Source organism: Sphingomonas bacterium, assembly GCF_028292945.1.
In the GTDB taxonomy this organism is placed as follows: domain Bacteria; phylum Pseudomonadota; class Alphaproteobacteria; order Sphingomonadales; family Sphingomonadaceae; genus Sphingomonas.
The window spans coordinates 32,893-52,643 of record NZ_JAQGLJ010000088.1 but is presented as its reverse complement, the minus strand read 5'-3'; the positions used below and the strand labels follow the sequence as shown (position 1 = coordinate 52,643).

Here is a 19,751-nt window from a genome sequence, read left to right as displayed (position 1 = left end):
GATCCTCAACCATCCCGGCTGGGACGACCGGCGCGATCGTCCGACCGGGATGGTTGAGCATACCCCGCACGCGGCGGGCCGCGTTCCTTACGCGCCGCTCGCCGACGCGATCGCGCGGGAGCAGGCGCTGACGGCAGAACTGCTGGCGCGCTGCTGATTCAGCCCTCCCGGCGGAAGCCGGGGTCCAGTCGGCCGCGTCGCGGGTTAGGCCACGGCTTCAGTCCAGGAAGAGCAGCCGCGGGTCAGCCCTCAAACCCGCACCGCTCCCGCCTCGCGCACCGCCGCGATCGTGGGATAGCCGTTGACCGCCATCAGCAGGTCCGCTTCCGCGAGCAGGCACTTGAGCACGTGCGCGCAGCCAGCGTCGCCGTCCAGCGCCAGCCCATAGGAATAAGGCCGCCCGACTCCCACCGCACGCGCGCCGAGCGCCAGCGCCTTCACCACATCCGTGCCCGACCGGATGCCTGAATCGAACAGAACCGGCACATCGCCGGCCGCCGCGACGACGCCGGGCAGCATATCGATCGCAGCTATGCCGCCGTTCGCCTGCCGCCCGCCATGGTTCGAGCAATAGATCCCATCCGCGCCCGCATCGACCGCGCGCCGGGCGTCGTCGGGGTGGCAGATGCCCTTCAAGACGATCGGCATCTTCGTCGACGCTTTCAGCCAAGCCATATCATCCCAGGTCAGCACCTTGCCAAACGTCGCGCCCCAGGTGCCGATGGCGCTCGCGGGGTCCTGCTCTGGCGGTCGGCTAAGCAGTTTGCGGAAAGCCGGATCGACGAAATAATTGGACAGCACATGCCCGCGCAGCTGCGGGAAATTGGCGACGTTCAGGTCACGCGGCCGCCAACCAGTGACCCACGTATCCAGCGTCACCACCAGCGCCTTGTACCCGGCGCGCTCGGCGCGGCCGATCAGGCTTTCGGCCACATCGCGGTCCTTGGGCGTATAGAGCTGGAAGAACGCCGGCGTGTCGCCGCACGCCTTTGCCACGTCCTCCAGCGGATCGTTGGACAGCGTGGACGCGCACAGCGGCACGCCGGTTGTGGCGGAAGCGCGCGCGGCGGCGAGATCGCCATGGCCGTCCTGCGTGCACATGCCGGTCACGCCGATCGGTGCCATGAACAGCGGCGACGGCAGCCTCAGGCTGAGCAGTTCGACCGACAGGTCGCGGTGGCGCGAGTCCACCATCATGCGCGGCACCATGCCCCAATGGTGAAAGGCCTCGGCGTTCTGTCGCTGCGTGTGTTCGTCCCCGCATCCGCCCTGCACATAGGTAAGCGTCTGCGGTGGTAACACCGCCGTCGCGCGCGCCTCCAGCGATGCGAAATCGACCGGCACGCGGGGGATCACTCCCTGCAGCCCGGCGCCGTAGATCAGGTTCTGGTAGTCGCCGAAATGCGGCATCGTTCGTCCTCCCGCTCCGTTCGTCCCGACACGAACGGAGGTGTTACAGTTCTTCCAGCCCGGCGATCAGCCGATCGACTTCGTCGGCCGTGCTATAATGACAAAGGCCGACCGGTACGAGACCGCCCGCCTCCTCCAGCCCCAGCCGGCGGATCGCCTCGACCGCATAGAAGTGCCCGGACCAGGCGCAGAGGTCGCGAGCGGCGAGGTGCAGCGCGACTCCAGTCGGGGTGGTGACCGGCAATCGAGAACGCAAAGGTCGGCATCCGCCCGGCCATTGTCGGCATCCAAATAGCTTCAACCCGGCAATACCCTCGAAGCCGGCCAGCAAACGCTTACCCAAACGCGCGTTCGTATTCCGCGCTCGCCTCCATTGCCGCGATCAGCCGTGCGCGGCGGCTGTTGGCGGCTGGCGCGACCTCGGCGCCAACGCGTCACTGCCCGCGCGCACGGTCCCGACCATCGCGGGCACGTCGTTCAGCGTGCCGAGCGCGTTGCTCGCCGCACCCACCGCGACCAGCCGCGTCCGCGGGGCGACCAGCGCGAGCAGAGCGGTCACGTCCAGCCGCCCCGTCTCGGGTGAGAAGTCGAGCCAGCGTACCTCCATCCCGCGATCCGCCGCGACCGCCAGCCACGGTGCGACGTCCGCGTCGTGATCCAGCCGCGTGACCACGAGATTGTCCCCTACTCCCCAGCCCCCGGAAGCGCGCGCGACGCGGCGAGCGTCAGCGACGTCATGTTGGGCCCGAACGCGATCTCGTCCGCTCGCCCGCCACACAGGTCCGTCATCGCCGCGTGCGCCGCATGGCTCAACGCGTCGGTCGCCTGCGAAGTCGCGAAGGCGCCGCCGCTGTTCGCGGTACCCTCGCGCAGATGCGCGGGCATGCGGACGATGGCGCTCTCACAGACCTGCGTGCCACCGGGAGCGTCGAAGAACGCACGCGGTGAAGGTCGGGAAATCGTGCGCCGGAAAGCGCGCACGGACGGCATGGATCGGAAAGCTCACCACGTCGTTCATGTCCTGCCCATGGTCGCCGATGCAAGGCCGTTGCGATCCGCCGCCGTTGAAGGCAGCAATAACCGTCTCCGATCAGAAAAGCCGATTCCTATGCGCCTGTTCCCGTTCGCCCTCGTCCTGACCGCGCTCGCAGCGCCCGCCGCGGCGCAGAGCGAGGGTTGCACGGGTGCGCCGTCGGACACCCGATTGTACGTCAACGTCAGCAATGTGCGTAACGCCAACGGGCTGATCGCGGTCACGCTCTATGCCGATATTCGCAAGAAGTTCCTGGCGAAGCGTGGCTCGCTCTATGTGGGTCGCGTCCCAGCCGTCGCGGGCACTACCAGGGTCTGCATCCACCTGCCGGCGCCGGGCACCTATGCGCTCGCCGTGTACCACGATCAGGACGCGAACCGTAAGCTGAACCGCAGCGGCCTGGGTCTTCCCAAGGAAGCCTATGGCTTTTCGAACAATGCCTCCACCCTGTTCGGCCTGCCCAGCTTTGGCTCGGTGCGCTTCGTCGCGCGTAACAACGGCGAAGCCGGCGTCAGGCTGAAATACCCCTGACCTCGGGCCTCGAGCCGGAGCGGAGCACACCCGGAACCGCGCCCAGCACGAACGCCAGATAGATCGCGGCGAAGCCGAGCAGCAGCCACGACGCCGTCCAGCCGAAGCCGGTCACTACCAGGATGAGGAAGGCAAGGGCGAAAAAGTCGCGACTGGTCATCGCTACCAGCGTTTCCGTCACCAGCCACTGCCAGCCCCCAGGGAAACGTTCGCGGTAGTAGAGCTTCACCACGTCGAAGCTGCCCGGCCGGTCGATCTTTCTGAGCAGCCAGGCGGTGGTGCCCAGCCCGGTTAGCGCGAACAACACCGCCAGCCCGCCGACGGTCGCCTGCAAGCCGCCATACAGCCGCGTCAATGCGACGGACATACCGACGAAATAGCCGATGTTGGTGAGCATATCGACGCGGGTGTCCAGCACCGCGCCGGCCGACGAACTGCGATGCGCCGCCCGCGCGATCTCGCCGTCGACGCCGTCGAGCACGCTGGCGACGTGGAACAGGACGCTGCCCCACACCAATCCCGCCGCGCCGCCGGTCGCCAATGCGAGCACCATCGCGATCGCCACCGCCGCCACGACCAGCGTCATGTGCGATGGTTGGATGCGGGGCAGTGTCATCAACAGCGCCTGAGTGATCCGTTGGGAAACGGGACGATTGATCCAGCGCGAGACGATGCCGTCCGAACGCTTGGACGTTGCCCGAATGATGCGCCGCGCCGCGTCGGACCCATCAAGATCGATCGTGTCGTCGCCGACCGGACCGTTGCGCGCCAGCAGTTTCGCCGTGAGCAGGAAGCGTCCGTCGACAACGCGTGCATCAGGGGACAGGGCAGCACTTGCGCTGAGCGACGGCAAGTCGGCCGCGCCGCCGACGCGGGCAAAATCATCGCGCGTCGCCAACGGCCACTGCACTGCGTCGGGCGCCACGAACGCGACGTCGTGAATTCCCGCCGCGCGTGCGACCGCCAGCCATCGTCCGGCGGCAGACATGCCCGCCACCCGGCGATTGGCCGCTGCCTGGTCAGTGAAGCGCACCAGCAGTCTCGTAGCGGCGGTGACGCCTGGAACATCTCGATTGTTCATCAGTCGCTGTAGAACAAGAGGGTTGGCGAAGACGAGACCCAATGGTGGCGCAACGGCGGCACGCTTGCCCTGACGCGGCGGCGGACGCTAAACCCGCGCGGCGCGGGCCGATGGTTTCCGGCTCGGAGATATAGCGTGGCGCCACACCTTGTCCGCATCGACACCCCTCCGCTGTCGCGATCTGCCGCAAGCTCGGCGATAGAGCGGCGGAGGTGACGGCCGAGAACCCTCCGGAAGATGATGACGCGCACCGGCTCGTCATGCGCGGTGCGTTCGCGACCGGCGCGGGGTTCCTGGTCAAGATGGGCGCGCGGGTCGGCTTTCTGTTGATCGCCGGCCGGCTGTTCGGGCCGGCGCTGTTCGGCGCGTACAGCCTGGGCGTCGCGGTGGTGGAGAGCGGCGTCGGTCTGGCGGGGCTGTCGCTGAAGAAGGTCATATTCCAGCTGCTCGACGCGAACGAGGCGGGCGAGCCCGACGACAGCCGGCGCTCGCCAACTCACATCGTCGCCGATGCCGTTGTCCTGGTGCTGACCGCGAGCGGCGCGCTCGCGCTGGCGATCATGGCCGTCGTCGCGACCGTGATGGGCGGCCTCCCCGTCAGCGGTGCCGCCGCCGCGATATTCTGGTTGGCGCCGATGATCGCCGGGCAGACGCTGGTGGACGTGCTGTTGGCCGCCAGCCGATGGCGTCATGCGATCCGCTATGAGGTGATCGGGCGCAGCATCGTCGAGCCTTACACGCAGCTCGCGGTCGCGGTCGCGGGCTGGATGGCGGGGGTCCCTGCCTGGGCACTGATCGCCGGTTACTGGGCGGGCAATGTCGCGGTCAACGCCTTTGCGCTGATGGGTATTCAACGGTCGTTCGGTGGCTTTGGCCTGGCCGGCTACCGCCCGGACCGACGTCGCCTGACGCAGCTGGCGCGGACGCTCGCGCCGAACACCGCGACCGACCTGCTCAATGGCATCTACGCACGGTTCGACCTGTATTTGGTGGGCGCGCTGCTAGGTACGCGGGCGGCAGGCATCTACACGATGGCGCAGCAGATCTGCACGCCGATCCGCCAGGTCCGGCAGAGCTTCGACGGGCTGCTGGTACCGCTGGTCGCGCGCACCGTGGCGATGCGCGGCAGTGCCGCGGCGGGAGCGGCGCTCGCCTCGGCGGTGCGGCTGGTGCTCGCGATCCAGCTGCCCGTGCTGCTGGCGCTGCTGGCGATCGGGCAGCCGCTGCTCGAGGCATTCGGACCCGGCTTTGGCATCGCGGCGACCGCGCTGGTGCTGCTCGCGGCGGCGGAGGTGGTGCACGCGGCATTCGGGACGGGCGATCTGATGTTCGTCTACCTCAACCCGCGGATCGGGCTGGTGCAGACGGTCGCGGGGATCGTCACGGGAGTGGTCGCGGCGGTGCTGCTGCTGCCCGTGCTGGGCTTTACCGGCGCGGCGGTGGCGGTGCTGGCCGGCTATCTCGCGCGCGCCGCGATGCGGGCCTGGACGCTGCGGCGGCGGTTCGGCGTTACCGTGCCGCTGGCACACCCCGCCGGGCCGCTCGTCGCCGCCGGACTTGGAGCAGGCGCGGTGCTGCTGGTTCGGCCGTTCGGGGACGTGGCCGCGATGGCGGCGGGGCTGGCGACCTACGCCGTCGTCATGGCGCTGTGGCTGCGCGCGACGGGCGCGAGCCTGCGGCTTTCCGGGTTCGAGGCGGCTTGAGTTCGATCCAAGTAGGCGCATGGTCGCTGGTCTTCTCCCATCCGCGCGTGTCGCGATCGACCCCGGCCGCGCTCAGTCGCCCCGCCAGTGATGGACTGAGCAACAGGTGGTCGATGCGCAGTCCGGCATTGCGCGCATAGGCGTTCCGGAAATAATCGAAGAAGGTATAGATCGTCTCGTCCGGGTGCAGATGGCGCAGCGAGTCCGTCCACCCCTGAGCCACCAAACGCGCATACAGCGCACGCACCTCCGGCGCGAACAGTGCGTCCTCGGTCCACCGTTCCGGCTTGTAGACGTCCAGCTCGGTCGGCATGACGTTGAAGTCGCCGGCCAGCACCACTGGGGCATTGCTCGCCAGCAGGTCGGCGGCGTGGGCGATCAGCGCCTCGAACCATTGCAGCTTGTATTCGAATTTCGGGCCCGGCCGCGGATTGCCGTTGGGCAGGTACAGCCCGCCGACCAGCACGCCCGCGACCGCCGCCTCGATGTAGCGGCTCTGCGCAGGGTCGGGGTCGCCCGGCAGACCGCGCCGCGTCTCCACGGGCGTGCCGATGCGGCTGAGGATAGCGACGCCGTTCCAGCTCTTCTGCCCGTGCCAGATCGCCTCGTACCCGGCATCCGCGATCGCGGCGGCGGGGAATTTCTCGTCAGGCGCCTTCAGCTCCTGCAGGCACACCACGTCCGGCTGCGTCTCGGCCAGCCAGCGCAGCAGCACGGGCAGCCGGCCGTTGACGCCGTTGACGTTGTATGTCGCGATCCTCACGCCGGTTGAACGTTCGGCGGAGGAAAAGGTCGGCTGAGAAAGCGCGAGCCGGCGACGCCGAAGCGCCAGGGCTCGTCCGCCGCCTTGCTGATGCCGATGCGCGGACCCGTCACGGTCGGCAGCGGTTCGCCGGGAGTGAGCGCGAAGGGAGCCGCGGCGAGCGTATGACCGTCGAGCGCCCCCGTGATGCCGAGCGCCTGGCACAGCTTGCCCGGACCGCTGCACAAGGCGCGCTCGTCCGTTATCCCGCGCCGCGCCCGCATACGATCAAGGCCGTGCGTCGGCTGCAACGCGCGGATCAGCACCGCCGCGCCCGGTTCGTCCCCGCCGACGACGTTGAGGCACCAGTGAATGCCGTAGATGCGGTAGATATAGGCATACCCCGCCGGTCCCCACATCGCGCGATTGCGTGACGTCGGCCCGGCGTGGCTGTGCGAAGCGGGGTCGCCGGCGTGGTACGCCTCGGTCTCCACGATCATCCCGCCGACGCCTTCAATGGTCAGAGTACAGCCGATCAGGGCGCGGGCGAGGTCGAGCACGGGCTGGGTGTAGAAGCCGGGAGGCATGGCGCTGTCATGGCGCAGAGCGGGCCACGAACGCCAGCCGCTTGACGCCGCCACGGCGCTCCGCGACGCTTGCTGACATGCGGTGGTGGGTCAGTCTGGCGGCGATGTTGACGCTTGGGGTCGCGCCCGCGCCACCAGTCGTCGACCTGCTGATCCGCGGCGGCGCAGTGTACCCCGGGTCTGCGGCAGCGTTCATCGGCGACGTGGCCCTCACCGGGGATCGGATCACGGCCACCGGCAAACGCCTCGCCGTGACCGGCCGTCGCGTGATCGACGCACGTGGGCTGATCGTCGCGCCCGGCTTCATCGACCCGCACACGCATCTGGGCGAACAGCTCGCTTCGTCTGACGCGCGGGCGCGGCTGATCGAGGCGTTCCTGCTGCAGGGCGTCACCACCGCGTTCATCGGCAACGATGGCGGCGGCGCAGTGGATGTCGCATCCGTGCTGGGGAGCGCCGGCACCAGACCGGTCGGCATCAACTACGCCGCCTGGATCGGGTTCGGCTCGGTGCGCCAAGCCGTGATCGGATCCGCCGCGCGGGTGCCGGACGTGGGCGAGCTGACACGGATGCGGGGGCTGGTCGCGAGGGCGATGTGCAGCGGCGCGCTGGGCGTGTCGACCGGGCTCTTCTATGCCCCGCAGAGCTTCGCCACGACCGCCGAAGTGGTGGCGCTCGCGCGGGAAGCGGGCGCGCGGGGTGGCATGTACGACAGCCACATTCGCGACGAATCGAGCTACACCGTCGGGCTGCACGCCGCCGTCGCGGAGGCCATCGCGATCGGCCGCGACGCGAAGCTGCCGGTCAACATCAGCCACATAAAGGCGCTGGGCGTCGACGTGCAGGGGCAGAGCGGGCGCGTGATCGCCGCCGTCCGCGCCGCGCGTGCGCGCGGCCAGCGTGTCACGGCGGATCAATATCCGTGGACCGCCAGCGGCACGAGCCTGGTCGCGGCGCTCGTTCCCGGCTGGGCGCAGGATGGCGGGCGCGCGGCGATGTTGGCCCGGATGCAGCGGCTTAACAAGGCGTCGAAGTTGCGGTTGGACATGACCGAAAATCTGCGGCGACGCGGTGGCGCGGCGGCGCTGTTGATCACGGATGGAGAGCAGGCGGGCCGCACAGTCGCGCAGCTCGGCGGCGACCCGATCGACGCCGCCATCGCCGTCATCCGCCGCCACGATCCGGCGGTCGCGTCGTTCAACCAGAGCGACCGCGACATCCGCGCCTTCATGCGCGAGCCGTGGGTGATGACCGGCTCCGACGCGTCGACCGGCCACCCGCGCGCGTGGGGCAGCTTTGCGCGAAAATGGGCCGATTATGTCCGCACGGGAGTGCTGACGCCGCGCGAGTTCGTGGAGCGCGGATCGACACTGACCGCCGACACCTTTGGTCTGGTCGACCGGGGGCGGCTGAGACCCGGCGCCTTTGCCGATGTCGTGGTGTTCGATCCCGCGCGCTACACCGCCCGCGCGACCTATGCCCGACCGACGCTACCGGCGGCGGGGGTCAGGACCGTGCTCGTCAACGGCGTGATCGCGGTCGATGGCGGCAAGCTCACCGGTGCCGCCGCCGGGCGTGCCTTGCCCCGCACGCCCACGCCGGGAACCTGCCGGTGAGAAGGTGGCTGTTGGCGCTGCTGCTGCTCGCCGCGGCGCCCGCCGGCCTGGAACAGCGGATCGCCGCCGACCTCGCCGCCGCGCCCCCGGGTGCGCGGTTCGGCCTTGTGGTCGCGGACGAGCACGGGCGCGAGATCGTGGCACTGCTGCCGGACCAACGCTTCGTCCCTGCCTCGAACACCAAGCTGTTCACCACGGCGGCACTGTTCGACAGTGGCATCGACCTCGATCGCCCCGACGCCCCGGGCGGTGCATCGGTGCGGCTGGACCTCCGCCCGGGCCGCGCGCCGGACGTGGTGCTGACCGGGCGCGGCGATGCGCGGCTGTCCAGCGCCACCGACTGCGCAGCCGATTGCCTCGCCACGCTCGCCGATGCGATCGCCGCGCGAGCCGGAACGGTGGGCGACGTGATCGGCGACGACAGCTGGTTCCCCGATCAGCGCTGGAGTCCCGGCATGAGCTGGAACAACATGCCCACGCCATCGGGGACGGGCATCTCGGCGCTGACGATCGACAACAACGAATGGCCCCTGACGGTCGCGCCGGGCAAGCCGCCGGTCGTGACGAACGACGGCTATTACCGAGTGGAGAACCGCGCGACCCGCGGTGCGACGACCGCGCTCGGGTTCGACCGGCCGCCGGGCAGCACGGCGGTGCGGCTGACCGGCACCGTCAGCGAGGCGCGCACGGTGCGGCTCGGCGTCGACGATCCGGCACATCGCGCCGCCTGGCTGCTCGCGAGCATGCTGCGCGCGCGGGGCGTGCGCGTCACCGGCGCGGTGCAGACCCGCCACCGCCGGCTCGACGATAGTGACGATCCGCTGAAGCGAGGGGCGGTTATGGCCCGGCCACCCGAGCCACCCGCGCTGGCCCGCCTCTCCCCGCCGCCGCTTGCCGACACGGCGACGATCACCAACAAGGTGAGCCAGAACGTCTATGCCGAGCTGTTGCTGCGCCGGGTCGGTCGGGTGCGCGGCACCGGCTCGATCGCCGACGGACAGGCGGCGGTGCGGGCGATGCTGGCGCGGGCGGGCGTGCCGCGCACCGCGTACGACCTTGCCGACGGGTCGGGGATGTCGAGCTATAACCGCGTCAGCCCACGCGCGACCGTCACCTTCCTGCGCTGGGCAGCGGCGCAGCGCTGGGGCGCGAGATGGCGCGCGACGCTGCCGGGTGGAGGTGAAGGCACGCTGCGGCGGCGCTTCCTGACCGGGCCGCTGGTCGGCAGGATCGCTGCCAAGACCGGCGGGCTGAACCAGACCAATGCGTTGGCGGGCTACATGGTCGCGAAGAGCGGGCGGACGCTGACGTTCGCCGCCTATGCCAACGATGTGCCCGGCGACGTCAGTGCGACGGCGGCGATCGATGCGGCCCTGGAGAAGGTGGCGGACGCGAACTAGTCCGTCACCCCGGATCGAGTCCGGCGTGACGGAGCGTCTCCAAACGCGGCGATCACCGCGTTCCCCACCGCCGGTCGCAGCGCGAAGATCGCGTCCGCGCCGTGACGCGTCGGGTGAACCCGATTGGTGAGCAGCGTCCAGGCCAGCCCGCGCTCGAAGTCGATCCACAGACCGGTGCCGGTGAAGCCGGTGTGTCCGATCGTTTCGTGCGAGCACGCCCCGCCGCCATGCCACCCGTCGAAGCGCCCCTCCCACCCGCAGGTCCGATCCGCATGCCCGCGCGTGCGCATCGCCTCGATCATGCCGGGCGCGGCGCTGCCGTCGAGCAGCCCCTTGGCAAATCCGAGCACGCCGGCGACGGTGCCGAACAGTCCGGCATGCCCGGCCTGGCCGCCGAGCGCGAAGGCATTCTCGTCATGCACTTCGCCCTTCAGCACCCGCCCGCGCCAGGTGCATTGCTCGGTTGCCACTGCCGGGCCGGGTGGCGGACCGTAGCTCAACCCCTTGCCGAGCGGCCACGCCGACAGCGGCGCGCCGGTCAGCCGCTCGACCGCGACCCCGAGCAGCATGTAGGCGATGTCCGAATAGACCGGTGGACCGGCGCGCCACTCGCGCTGCAGGATGAACGCGCGCAGCCGGTCCGGATCGTCGCCATAGGTGTAGATCGGCTCGACAGCGGGAAGGTGCGTTCGATGCACCAGGCAGTCGCGGAACGTCAGCCGTCGCTCAGGTGCGGCCATGTCATATTGACGCAGGTCGGGCATCGCGTCGGTCAACGGCCGGTCGAGGTCGATCCGGCCCTGCTCCGCCAGCGTCAGGACCATCGTTGCCGTGGCGATCGGCTTGGTGAGGGAGGCAAGATCGAACCAGTGGTCAGCGGTCAGCGGTTCGCGATCGGGTTCGATCGCGGCCCAGCCGGCGACCCGCACCCATTGCCGCCCGTCGCCGGCGACGATGCCCAGCGTCGCGCCGGGGATAACACCCGCCTCGACTGCCGCGAGCGCAGGTGCGAACGCCGCGTCGATCATGTTTTATGGTCAGGATTGGGCCGCGCCCGCACCCGCGCGACGAACGGCAGCACCAGCAGCGCCGCCGCGCTAAGCCCGCCCGCCAGCCAGAAGAAGCCATCATAGCCGATCCGCACCTGCATGGCGCCCGATGCGCCCGCCAGCAGGCGCGGCAACAGGAAAGCGAACCCCGACAGCAGCGCATATTGCGCCGCGGCGAAACGCGGGTTCACCAGCATCGACAGCCACACCACGAACACCGCGCCTGCAAGGCCGTTGCCGAACTGATCGGCCGCCGTGGCCGCGTAGAGCGCCGCCGTTCCGACTGGCTGGTGCGCCAGCCACACCAGCCCCCAATTCCCCAACGCTGCCGCCACCGCGCCCGCGACCAGGGCCAGCGGGAGCGGCGCGCGCATCACCAGCCACCCACCTACCGCGACCCCGGCGATGCTCGCCGCCAGCGCCGCCGTGCCGTCCGCCAGCCCGATCGCGGCCTTGGTATAGCCGATCGAGTACATCATCGGCTTGGCCAGCGTCAGCGCCAGGACGTCACCCATCCGGTACAGCGACACGAACAGCAGGATCGCGAGCGCCGCATAGCCATAACGCCAGAACACATCGACATAGGGTCCGATCGCGACCGAGGTGCGCAGCGGATCGTCGGCCGAGGCCCGGTTGATGCGCGGCAGCGCCAGCGCCAGTGCGACGAACGGCAGCAGGCAGATCGCCAGCACGGCCGGTGTGACGTTCGTCCGCGCGCCGATCCCGGCCCCGGTCGCCACGGCCAGCACCAGCCAACCCGCCACCGCGCTGATCGCGACCACCGCCAACACTATCCCCCCGGTCGCCAGCGTGCCGACCGCCAGCGCGGCCGGGCGGCCGCCGCCGCCATCGGCCGCCCGGGGCAAGGTGGCGAGCACCGGAAAGGGCGCGAACGCCGCTGCGGCGATCAGCAGGTACGCCGCCGTCCAGCCGCCGAACTCCGCCACGATCAGCGCGCCGCTGCCGGCCGCCACCATCGCCGAGCGATAACCCCACAGGTTCGCCGCGACGATCGGCCCCTGCAACTCGGGGGTCGGCGCCAGCTCGATCCGCCAGGCGTCCACGGCAACCTCCAGCGTCGTGGTCCAGAAGGCGAGCTGGACCGCGAACAGGGCCGTGATCGCGAGATCGTCGTCGCCGCCGGTCACCGCCAGGGCGACCAGCGAGCCAGCGATGCCGAGCTGGCTGAGCATGATCCACCCGCGCCGCCTGCCCCAGAAGCGCGCGAATCCGGGAATGTCGAACCGGTCCACCAGCGGCGCCCACCCGAACTTGAACGTCGGCAGCAGCGTCACCCAGGCGAAGAAGCCGATCACCACCAGCCCGACGCCATGTTCCGCCAGCCGCAGCGCGAGCACGGTGGAGAACATCGTGAACGGCAGCCCGGCCGAGAACCCGAGCAACCCCCACAGCGCCAGACGGCCGGGGCTTGGTGTTGTCGGCGCGGCAGTCACGCCGGCATTCGTGGGGCTCGGACAACGACGGCGTCAATGCCCCGGTGCGTTCTCGCTTCCCCGGCGGAAGGATGAGCGCTCCCGCTCGCCAATACTACCCTGCCCTGCCGCCGCAAAGCCACACTGGGGAGATCATCGGAGGCCACCCAGAAAAAACCGCTGGCGCAATGCGACGGATTTGTTGCTTATTGCGGCCGACAACGCCGCAAAGGCTGACGGGGGTTTTACGATGCGCAATGTGGTTGGACGGACGTGGCTGACGGGCGTGGCGCTGGCGGCATTGCTGCCCGTGGCGGCGCATGCGCAGGTGCCGCAGGCGCAGACGACCCCGCCGGGCACGACGCCCACCGGCGCCCAGACGCCCACCGACGGCGCGGGCCTGCAGGCCAACGACGCGCAGGTCGGCAACAGCAGCGACAATCCGCGCGAAGTGCTGGTCACCGGCTCGCGCATCAAGCAGGACCCGAACAACTCGGCGCTGCCGCTGCAGATCGTCACCACCGCCGATCTGGCGCGCGAGGGCATCAACAGCCCCGAACAGCTGATCTCCTTCCTGTCCACCAACGGCAACGGTGCTGACAATCTTTCCTCCAATTCGGACGTGACGAGTGGCGCACAGCGCGGCACCAACGGGCTGTCCGCCGCCAACCTGCGCGGCCAGGGTTCCGCCTCGACGCTGGTGCTGCTCAACGGTCGCCGCGTCGCCGCCCACGGCCTCACGGGCTCTGCGGTCGACGTGAACCAGATCCCGTTCGCCGCGATCGACCGCGTCGAGGTGCTCAAGGACGGCGCGTCGGCGATCTACGGCACCGACGCGATCGGCGGGGTCATCAACTTCATCACCAAGAAGGATTTCCGCGGCCTGTCGCTGCAGGGCTTCACCGACATTACCGAGCGGGGGGACTCGCCGGTGTACCGGCTGTCCGCGACCGCGGGCTATGGCGATCTGGCGTCGCAGGGCTTCAACATCATGGGCGCGGTGTCGAAGAGCTGGAACGGCGCGCTGTTCGGCCGCGACCGCGATTTCGTGAACAGCAACCAGCCCAATCGCGGCTTGTCCGCCGACACGCGTGGCACGCCCATCGCGACGGCATTCCCGATCAACCCGACCGCGGCGAACGTCGGCATTACCCAGAACGGAACGCTGCTGGGTGGGACGACGGGCGGCGCAACCGGCACCGCGCTGGATGGCACCAATGGTCGTCAGGCCTTGTTTATCCCCGGCACCACTATTCTGGCCAATGGCGGCATCAACTTTCTCGACCTGCCCGGCGGGGCTGGCTGCGAGTCGGTTGAAGGCGGCTTCGCCTATGACGAGCAGTTGTGGCAGACGCCCAGCGCGCGGTTCGCCTGCGCCTATGACACGGGCCGCGCGGCGGTGCTGCAACAGCCGATAGAGACGCTGACCTATTACGCGCGCGGCACCATGAACCTGGGCAAGCACCAGCTGTTCGCAGAGGTGACCGGTTCCGACGCCAACTCATCCAAACGCTTCTCGGAAAATCAGTACAGCGCCAACAATACCAGCCTGCCGATCGCCTATCCGCTGAATGCGTTGACGGCAGCGACGTACAACGACGTCTATAGCCGCATTGCCGGCGTGTTCCCCGCAATCGGCGCACCTGGGGATCGGACGGTCGACGCGGTCGGCAACTACGGCAAGCCGATCACTTTCCGCTACCGCTGCACCGCGTGCGGTACGCGCGAGTACGAAACCACGACCGAGACCTTCCGGGGCGCAATCGGCGCGGAAGGGCCGCTGGTCGCTGGCTTCGACTATCGTGTGGGCGCGTCATACGCCAAAAGCGAGAGCAGCTCGGTGTTGGGGTCAGGCTATCACTATACGGGTGTGTACACGAACACGACCGTGGGCAACGCCGGGAGCACCGCGGGCATTCCGGGAGCCGTGGTCGGCGGTGTCGACACCCGCGCGCCTACCGCGCCGGGCGCAACCGCGCCGGGCATCGTCGGTCTTTTCAATTCGGGCATCCTCAACCCCTTCTCCGTCACCCAGTCGGCGGCGGCTCTGGCGGGACTGGAAGCGGTTTCTGCGCGCGGCGCGGTGCTGTACGGCGGTCGTTACGAGGTGACGCAGTTCGACGGCTCGGTCGCTGGGCGGCTGTTCGCGCTACCCGGCGGCGATGTACAGGTGGCGTTGGGCGTCGATTACCGGCGCGAGAGCTACCGCTTCAACGGGTCGTCCGCTGCGGCCGCCAGCCAGCCGGTCATCTTCAACGCGGCGTTCGACAACGCGAACGCGCTGCCGGCCGCCAAACGCGACGTAAAGGCCGCCTATGGCGAGATATCCTTTCCGATCTTCAACGAACTGGAGATCACCGCCGCCGCGCGCATCGACGAGTATGAGGGTTTCGGCACCACCACCAATCCCAAAGTGACGGCGAAGTTCAGGCCGGTCGAATGGCTGATGTTCCGGGGCAGCTACAACACCGGTTTCCGCGTGGCGACGTTCAACCAGATCTTCAACGGCGTGACCGAATCGCCGCTGAACAGCGCGAGCACCGGCGACCCGGCGCTGTGCCCGAACGGCATCGTAACTGCCGGTGTGGCCGGATGCGTGTCGATCGCGTCGCAAAATTCCAATGCCGTGTCCGTAACGCGCGGCAACCTGAACGTCGGACCCGAGGAAAGCACGCAGTATAGCGCCGGCGTGGTGTTCCAGCCGACGCGGCACTTTTCGGCTTCGCTGGATTTCTGGTCGATCGACGTTGATGGCGTGATCGGAGCGCCGACCGTCCAAGAAGCGCTGCGCTATGCTTCGTTCTTCCCGTCGCGCATCGTTCGAGCGCCGGGGACGAATATCATCCAGGCGGTCGACCTGCAGATCGGCAATTTGGGGCTACGCTCGACCAAGGGCCTTGAAGTGGTGCTCCGTGGCGGCTTCGACGTCGCCGGCGGTACGTTGACTGCGGGCCTGGACGGCACCTACCTGATCGAGAAGAAGGAGAAACTGGTCGACGTCGCGCCTTGGGAGGACCGGGTCGGGGTGTTCACCTATGCAGGTGACCTGGGCCTGAAGTGGAAGCACAATGCTTTCATCAGCTGGACGGATGAACAGTTCAACTTTTCCTTCTCGCAGATTTTCCGCAATGGCTATCGGAACAACCGCAACATTGCGGCCGCACTGGGTCGGCCTGACTACAATGCGCGCGTCAATAATTACATCATCTACAATCTGACGGCGGGAGTTCGTGTCGCTCCGGGCTTCTCGTTGACCGCAGGGGTCAGAAACCTTCTGGATACCGATCCGCCCTTTGCGATCACCTACGACAGCGCTACCGGCGCGGGCAGCAGCTGGGAGCCGCGCGTGGCGGACCCGCGCGGACGGTCGTTCACCATCTCGACGGAGGTGAAGTTCTAGACCCGTAAGCACATGGTGCTGACGCCGCTCCTCCTCGCCGCCGCGCAGCCGGTCGCCACGGTGCGGGTGGCGTTCGACCGGCGCGGCGAGACGGCGGTCAGCGTCAGCGGGGTGGCCGACCGGGAAAGCGGTCGCGCGATCACGCCCGACGATCCCGTTCGCGTCGCGTCGGTCTCCAAGCTGGTCGTCGCGGTCGCCGTCATGCGGCTGGTCGAGCAGCGCCGGCTCGACCTCGATGCGGACGTGTCGAGGCGACTCGGCTGGCGCCTGCGCCACCCCGGCTTCCCCGATCGCCCTATCACGCTCCGGCTGCTGCTCTCCCACCGATCGGGGATCAATGACGGCGTCGACTATGTCCTGCCGCTCGACGCGCGGATGCACACGGTGCTTGCCGATCCCAAGGCATGGGACGCCGAGCATCCGCCCGGCACCTTCTTCCGCTACGGCAACCTCAACTTCCCCATCATCGCCGCCGTGATGGAACGCGCCACCGGCGAGCGGTTCGACCGGCTGATGGACCGGCTGGTGCTGCGGCCGCTCAAGCTCGACGCGTGCTTCAACTGGGCGAGCTGCACGCCGGCCACCAGGGCGCGCGCGGTCGTGATCTACCGCGCGGGCAAGCCGACCAAGGACAGCGCAGCGGAAGTCGCGGGCTGCCCGGTCACCCGCGCGCGGGGCGGCAGCTGCGACCTTTCAGGCTGGCGAGCAGGCGCGAACGGCGCCAGCTTTTCCCCGCAGGGTGGCCTGCGCATCTCCGCGCGCGGGCTCGCCACGCTCGGCCGGCTGCTGCTCGGGCGTGGCACGGTGGATGGCGTGCGGCTGCTGTCGCCGCGCTCCGTCGCGCTGCTGGCGCGGCCGCTCTGGACGTCCGACGGGAGCAACGGCGACACCAGCGACGGCTTCTACTGTCGCTACGGTCTCGCGGTCACGTTCCTCGCCACGCCCCAACAGCCTCCCGGTCGTTGCCGGGACGATCCGTTCGGCGACGGCCGCGCGCGCTGGGGCCATGCGGGCGAAGCCTATGGCCTGCGCTCGGGCCTGTGGATCGACCCGGCGGCCGGCACGGGTGTCGCGTATTTCGCCACCGACGTACCGGACGCGCCCGGGTTCAACGCCACCGAAAAGACGCTCGCGCGCGGCGCAGTTGCGCCCGTGCCTTAGGCCGCCATCAAGACCGCAAGGCACGCCAAATGCTCATGACGATGCCGGGGCGTGGCGTGAGTAGCGAGCTGCCGCAGCTTCTGGCAAAGCCGGCGCATGACCCATGCCGAACGCCTCGCCGCGCTGCGCGCCGAACTCGCTGCCCGTGGCCTTGACGGGTTCGTCGTCCCGCTCACCGACGAACACCAGAGCGAGTATGTCGGTGCCTATGCGCAACGGTTGGCTTGGCTGACGGGCTTTGGGGGTTCGGCCGGCTCAGCGGTGGTGCTGGCGGACAAGGCGGCGATCTTCGTCGATGGCCGCTACACGCTGCAGGTGCGCGAGCAGGTCGACCCGGGCAACTGGGATTTCGTGGAGGTGCCCGGCACGTCGATCGCCGACTGGCTGGTCGCCAACGCGGAGCACGGTGACGCGATCGGCTACGATCCCTGGCTGCACACCGACAGCTGGGTGAACGCGACGCACGCCCGGCTGCAAGGTGGCCTGGCAGCGACTTTGGTGGCCGTGGTCGACAACCCGATCGACGCGATCTGGGCCGACCGTCCCCGCCCGTCCGACGCCCCGCTGACCTTGTACGACCATCCCGCCGCCGGCCGCTCGTCCGCCGAGAAGCGCGGCATGATCGCCGACTGGCTGAGAGAGCAGGGCGCGGACGCGGTGGTGCTGACCGCGCTGGATTCGATCGCCTGGACACTGAACGTGCGCGGCGCGGACGTTGCCCGCACGCCGGTCGCCTTGAGCTACGCCGTCGTCAACGCCGACGGCACCACCGATCTGTTCGTCGCGCCCGACAAGGTGGACGAGCGCGTTCGCCAGCACCTCGGCAATGCGGTGCGGCTGCACGACCGTACCGCCTTCGACGCGCCCTTCTTCACGTCGCTGGCCGGCAAGCGCGTCGTGGTCGATCCCGAGCGTGCGGCCGCGGAGATAAACGACCTGCTCGCCCACGCGGACGCCACGATCGTATCGCTGCGCGATCCGGTCGTGCTCATGAAGGCGATCAAGCACCCCGCCGAGATCGCCGGCCACCGCGCGGCGTCGATCCGCGACGGCGCGGCGCTGACGCGCTTTCTGCGCTGGGCCGAAGCGGCGCTGCCCGGCGGCGATCAGACCGAGCTTTCGGCGGCGGCCAAACTGCTGGCGTTCCGCGACGCCACCGGGCTGCACCTCGACAGCTCGTTCGACACCATCTCGGCGACGGGCGCGCACGGCGCGATCCCGCATTATCATGTGACGGAGGCGTCGAACGCCGCCATCCAGCCCGGCCAGCTGTTCCTGATCGACTCCGGTGGCCAGTACGCCGACGGCACCACGGACGTGACGCGGGTCGTGCCGGTGGGTGCGCCCACCCCGGAAATGCGCGACCGATTCACCCGCGTGCTCAAGGGTCACATCGCCATTGCCGCCGCCGTGTTTCCGGACGGCACGATGGGCGCGCAGATCGACGCCTTCGCGCGGGCGCCCTTGTGGGAAGCTGGGCTCGATTACCCCCACGGCACGGGCCACGGCATCGGCAGCTATCTGTCGGTGCACGAGGGGCCACAGCGGATCGCCGCGCCCAACTACCCCGGCGGCGCGTCGCTGGAGCCACTGGCTGCTGGCATGATGCTGTCCAACGAACCCGGCTATTACAAGACCGGCGAGTACGGCATCCGCATCGAGAACCTGGTGCTGGTGGAACCGCGCGAGATCGCGGGCGGCGATGCGGACTGCGCGATGCTCGGCTTCGAGACGCTCACCTGGGCGCCGATCGAACGCGACCTGATCGTTGCCGAACTGCTGTCGCCGCAGGAGCGCGCGTGGCTCGACGACTATCACGCACAGGTGGTGGCGAAGCTGGGTGCGGCGCTGAACGACGAAGAGCGGGCCTGGCTCGCCGCGAAGTGCGCGCCGATCGGCTAGGCGTCTGCCGGGGGCCCGTTTACGTCGCGGGTGGACGATGTCTCAGGCTCCCCCCGCCCGGCTGCCTTGCGTCGCTTAAGGTTCTCGCGCAGCTGGGCCGCCAGCCGAGCCTCGCGCGCTTCCTTTTCTGTCATGGTGCGATCCTGCGCCCGGGCATCCGCCATGACAAGGACCGCCTCCGCGCGTCGTTGACAAGAGGAACCGCCGCCGCGCGTCCTTGACAAGAGGAACCGCCTCCGCGCGTCCTTGACAAGAGGAACCGCCTCCGCTCTAGCCCGCCGCGTCCGCCGACTGGCCGGATGCTGCCGTAGCTCAGTGGTAGAGCGCATCCTTGGTAAGGCTGAGGTCGTGAGTTCAATCCTCACCGGCAGCACCATTTTTTAGCAACTTAGGCCTCGTTCGGAGCCGGCTCACCACTCGGGCTATCGCCGGGCCATCACCAGATGCCCGCCGCACCGGTTAACGGCTGTTGCAGTAACGCTGTCACGTCTCGCGTGACCAATCCACATCATCCAGAATCGTGATCATCGCCGTCAGCCGGGCGGTCGAGGTCCGCTATACCGCCGCCGCCTCCTTGGCCGGCGCGAGCCTGCACGGCTGGCGCGGCGAAACGCCCGCGATCTCCTTGCCCTGAGCGGCGCGCGCACGCACAACCGGACGATCCGGCGAACCGGCGAACCGGCAGTACGAAGCGGGGAACACC

General features: G+C 69.1%; 16 protein-coding genes and 1 tRNA gene. 8 read left to right on the top strand and 9 right to left on the bottom strand.

The window, feature by feature from the left end; all coding sequences use genetic code 11:
- Positions 1 to 249: 249 nt before the first annotated feature.
- The 4 genes from JWN21_RS10210 to JWN21_RS10195 all read right to left on the bottom strand — a co-directional run bounded on the left by JWN21_RS10210 (position 250) and on the right by JWN21_RS10195 (position 2,295).
- The gene (locus JWN21_RS10210) at positions 250 to 1,410 is read right to left on the bottom strand and encodes an alpha-hydroxy-acid oxidizing protein (protein WP_299649334.1); all 1,161 of its coding nucleotides are present in this window, start codon (positions 1,408 to 1,410) and stop codon (positions 250 to 252) included.
- A gap of 43 nt (positions 1,411 to 1,453) precedes the next feature.
- Positions 1,454 to 1,654, bottom strand: coding sequence for a hypothetical protein (locus tag JWN21_RS10205; RefSeq protein ID WP_299649331.1), 201 nt, complete (start codon positions 1,652 to 1,654; stop codon positions 1,454 to 1,456).
- A gap of 138 nt (positions 1,655 to 1,792) precedes the next feature.
- Positions 1,793 to 2,083 carry an aminotransferase class V-fold PLP-dependent enzyme gene (locus JWN21_RS10200; RefSeq protein WP_299649328.1) on the bottom strand — a complete coding sequence of 97 codons (291 nt, stop codon included), beginning with the start codon at positions 2,081 to 2,083 and terminating at the stop codon, positions 1,793 to 1,795.
- An 11-nt stretch (positions 2,084 to 2,094) separates the two neighbouring features.
- Positions 2,095 to 2,295 carry a hypothetical protein gene (locus JWN21_RS10195; RefSeq protein ID WP_299649325.1) on the bottom strand — a complete coding sequence of 67 codons (201 nt, stop codon included), beginning with the start codon at positions 2,293 to 2,295 and terminating at the stop codon, positions 2,095 to 2,097.
- Between JWN21_RS10195 and JWN21_RS10190 the strand changes: the two genes are divergently transcribed.
- Positions 2,294 to 2,974: a DUF2141 domain-containing protein gene (locus tag JWN21_RS10190; protein WP_299649321.1), complete on the top strand. Its 681-nt coding sequence runs from the start codon at positions 2,294 to 2,296 to the stop codon at positions 2,972 to 2,974. The genes JWN21_RS10195 and JWN21_RS10190 overlap by 2 nt on opposite strands.
- On the opposite strand, the gene JWN21_RS10185 is transcribed toward JWN21_RS10190, so the two are convergent.
- Positions 2,955 to 4,055 (bottom strand): CDP-alcohol phosphatidyltransferase family protein, encoded by a 1,101-nt coding sequence (locus JWN21_RS10185; RefSeq protein ID WP_299649318.1) that lies wholly within the window; start codon positions 4,053 to 4,055, stop codon positions 2,955 to 2,957. The two genes, JWN21_RS10190 and JWN21_RS10185, sit on opposite strands and share 20 nt — an antisense overlap.
- A 212-nt stretch (positions 4,056 to 4,267) precedes the next feature.
- Here JWN21_RS10185 and JWN21_RS10180 point away from each other — a divergent pair, with 212 nt between their 5' ends.
- The gene (locus JWN21_RS10180) at positions 4,268 to 5,758 is read left to right on the top strand and encodes a lipopolysaccharide biosynthesis protein (protein ID WP_299649315.1); all 1,491 of its coding nucleotides are present in this window, start codon (positions 4,268 to 4,270) and stop codon (positions 5,756 to 5,758) included.
- Here JWN21_RS10180 and xth read toward each other — a convergent pair.
- Entirely contained in the window at positions 5,694 to 6,521 is an 828-nt protein-coding gene (gene xth, locus JWN21_RS10175) for an exodeoxyribonuclease III (RefSeq protein WP_299649312.1), read from the bottom strand. The two genes, JWN21_RS10180 and xth, sit on opposite strands and share 65 nt — an antisense overlap.
- Positions 6,518 to 7,087, bottom strand: a complete 570-nt coding sequence (locus JWN21_RS10170) for a DNA-3-methyladenine glycosylase (RefSeq protein WP_299649310.1) — start codon at positions 7,085 to 7,087, stop codon at positions 6,518 to 6,520. Before JWN21_RS10170 ends, xth begins: the two co-directional genes overlap by 4 nt.
- A gap of 77 nt (positions 7,088 to 7,164) precedes the next feature.
- Here JWN21_RS10170 and JWN21_RS10165 point away from each other — a divergent pair, with 77 nt between their 5' ends.
- Together JWN21_RS10165 and dacB are read left to right on the top strand one after the other, a co-directional pair.
- Positions 7,165 to 8,703 carry an amidohydrolase family protein gene (locus JWN21_RS10165; RefSeq protein ID WP_299649307.1) on the top strand — a complete coding sequence of 513 codons (1,539 nt, stop codon included), beginning with the start codon at positions 7,165 to 7,167 and terminating at the stop codon, positions 8,701 to 8,703.
- Positions 8,700 to 10,103, top strand: a complete 1,404-nt coding sequence (gene dacB, locus JWN21_RS10160) for a D-alanyl-D-alanine carboxypeptidase/D-alanyl-D-alanine-endopeptidase (protein ID WP_299649304.1) — start codon at positions 8,700 to 8,702, stop codon at positions 10,101 to 10,103. The genes JWN21_RS10165 and dacB overlap by 4 nt, the downstream gene beginning before the upstream one ends.
- On the opposite strand, the gene JWN21_RS10155 is transcribed toward dacB, so the two are convergent.
- Together JWN21_RS10155 and JWN21_RS10150 are read right to left on the bottom strand one after the other, a co-directional pair.
- The gene (locus tag JWN21_RS10155) at positions 10,100 to 11,131 is read right to left on the bottom strand and encodes a serine hydrolase (RefSeq protein ID WP_299649301.1); all 1,032 of its coding nucleotides are present in this window, start codon (positions 11,129 to 11,131) and stop codon (positions 10,100 to 10,102) included. The genes dacB and JWN21_RS10155 overlap by 4 nt on opposite strands.
- The gene (locus JWN21_RS10150) at positions 11,128 to 12,606 is read right to left on the bottom strand and encodes a permease (protein ID WP_299649298.1); all 1,479 of its coding nucleotides are present in this window, start codon (positions 12,604 to 12,606) and stop codon (positions 11,128 to 11,130) included. Before JWN21_RS10150 ends, JWN21_RS10155 begins: the two co-directional genes overlap by 4 nt.
- A gap of 229 nt (positions 12,607 to 12,835) precedes the next feature.
- Between JWN21_RS10150 and JWN21_RS10145 the strand changes: the two genes are divergently transcribed.
- The 4 genes from JWN21_RS10145 to JWN21_RS10130 all read left to right on the top strand — a co-directional run bounded on the left by JWN21_RS10145 (position 12,836) and on the right by JWN21_RS10130 (position 19,424).
- Positions 12,836 to 15,985: a TonB-dependent receptor gene (locus JWN21_RS10145; protein WP_299649295.1), complete on the top strand. Its 3,150-nt coding sequence runs from the start codon at positions 12,836 to 12,838 to the stop codon at positions 15,983 to 15,985.
- Positions 15,986 to 15,997: 12 nt separating this feature from the next.
- Entirely contained in the window at positions 15,998 to 17,146 is a 1,149-nt protein-coding gene (locus tag JWN21_RS10140; protein ID WP_299649293.1) for a serine hydrolase, read from the top strand.
- 96 nt (positions 17,147 to 17,242) lie between these two features.
- A complete protein-coding gene (locus JWN21_RS10135; protein ID WP_299649290.1) occupies positions 17,243 to 19,048 on the top strand; it encodes an aminopeptidase P family protein in 1,806 nt (601 codons plus the stop codon).
- A 301-nt stretch (positions 19,049 to 19,349) separates the two neighbouring features.
- A tRNA-Thr gene (locus JWN21_RS10130) sits at positions 19,350 to 19,424 on the top strand.
- Positions 19,425 to 19,751 lie beyond the last annotated feature (327 nt).